Origin of the sequence: Nguyenibacter vanlangensis, from assembly GCF_013376155.1 — a bacterium.
In the GTDB taxonomy this organism is placed as follows: domain Bacteria; phylum Pseudomonadota; class Alphaproteobacteria; order Acetobacterales; family Acetobacteraceae; genus Gluconacetobacter; species Gluconacetobacter vanlangensis.
Map to the genome: position 1 here is coordinate 1 of NZ_JABXXP010000755.1, position 1298 is coordinate 1298.

Sequence of the window (1298 nt, forward strand, 5' to 3'; positions counted from 1 at the left end):
GAAAGCGGGGCGGTGGGCGGCCTGGCGGATCAGTTCGGCCAGACGCTCGATCGCGTCCTGCCGGTTGCGCAACTGGGTACGGAAGCGCCGGGCGGTGATGACGATGACGCCGTCCTGGGTCGCGCGGCTGCCGGCCAGTTCGAGCAGGCGGGTGCGGACGCGTTCGGGCAGCGCCGCCGAGCGGGCGGCGTCGAACCGGAGCTGGGCGGCGGTGGCGACCTTGTTCACGTTCTGCCCGCCCGGTCCCGAGGCGAGGATATAGCTGACCGTGACCTCGGAATCGGGCAGCGTGAGGCCGGGCAGGATCGCAATGGGCATGAAGGAGCAACCGGGTGGAGAATCCCGGCGGCTGGACTGGGCCGGGATTCTCGGTTCAAAGGATGGATGGGTCAGCGATAACGATAATCGCCGCGCCAGCCGCCGCGTTCGTCGTACCAGCCATAATGGCCGTTATAATAGCCGTGATGCCAGCCGCGATAGGGCGGGCGTTCATAGACGCAGCCGGCGAGCGTGGCCAGCGCCAGCAGCAGGCAGGCGGGTCGGAGCAGGGTCATCGGGTTCCTCCTGATGGGATCGGGGCTTCCTGGATCTCCGGTTTCCGGGCCCCGCCTGTTCAGTCTGGCGACAGGATCATGGCAAGAGTTGGGGCAAGAGCAGGGGGGTCATTTCCAGACCCATTTCCCGACCACGCGGCCGTTGATATGGACCTCGTCCAGCGAGCGGGTATAGATCGGGTAGGCGGGATTGATGCTCATGATCCGCACGGTGACGGGATCGTCCGAGCCATATTCGATTTCCAGCCGCTTCAGCACCAGCCCGAACCCGTCCCACAGCACGTAGACCCCGGGCGGCGAGGGTGTGCGGTGCGCGGTATCGACCAGCACGCGTTCGCCGGCCTGGTAGTCGGGCTCCATGCTGTCGCCGGCGACCCGCAGCACCACCAGCGCCTCGGGATTGTCGGTGTGGGCGCTGAGGAAGCGGCGCGGCAGCGACCAATGGTCGGTCGGCTGGGGGCCGTCCTCGGTCGCGATATGGGCGGGCATGGCGCCGGGGCCCGCCTGTGGCGCCACATTGTATTCGGGGATGCGGAACTGGCCGTCGCGGGACGGTGCGTCCTGATCCCGATCCCGGTCCTGATTCCGATCGGGGGCCGATGCCCGTTTGGGGGACATGTCCGCGGCGGAGATGTCGACCGGCGCGAAACGCCGCCCAAATCCGCCCCCAGCGCTGGTCCGCCGGACCCGATGGATGGCGCCTCGGACAGTCGGAGACGCCGACGGGCGGGCCTTGGACGATCA

General features: G+C 68.3%; 3 protein-coding genes. All 3 read right to left on the reverse strand.

The genetic code is table 11. The annotated features are described in order from the left end of the window. On the reverse strand, positions 1–318 hold a 318-nt coding region (gene arfB / locus HUK84_RS18735), incomplete at its 3' end, for an alternative ribosome rescue aminoacyl-tRNA hydrolase ArfB (RefSeq protein WP_176641573.1). Between the two features lie 71 nt (positions 319–389). Then, positions 390–554 carry a hypothetical protein gene (locus HUK84_RS18740; protein WP_176641574.1) on the reverse strand — a complete coding sequence of 55 codons (165 nt, stop codon included), beginning with the start codon at positions 552–554 and terminating at the stop codon, positions 390–392. 108 nt (positions 555–662) lie between these two features. Next, positions 663–1172, reverse strand: coding sequence for a S24 family peptidase (locus HUK84_RS18745; protein ID WP_246285776.1), 510 nt, complete (start codon positions 1170–1172; stop codon positions 663–665). Between the last annotated feature and the right edge of the window lie 126 nt (positions 1173–1298).

Bases quoted from the DNA above. Each gene is read 5' to 3' on its own strand.
- HUK84_RS18740 (WP_176641574.1), bottom strand. From the start codon at position 554: ATGACCCTGCTCCGACCCGCCTGCCTGCTGCTGGCGCTGGCCACGCTC.
- HUK84_RS18745 (WP_246285776.1), bottom strand. From the start codon at position 1,172: ATGTCCCCCAAACGGGCATCGGCCCCCGATCGGAATCAGGACCGGGAT.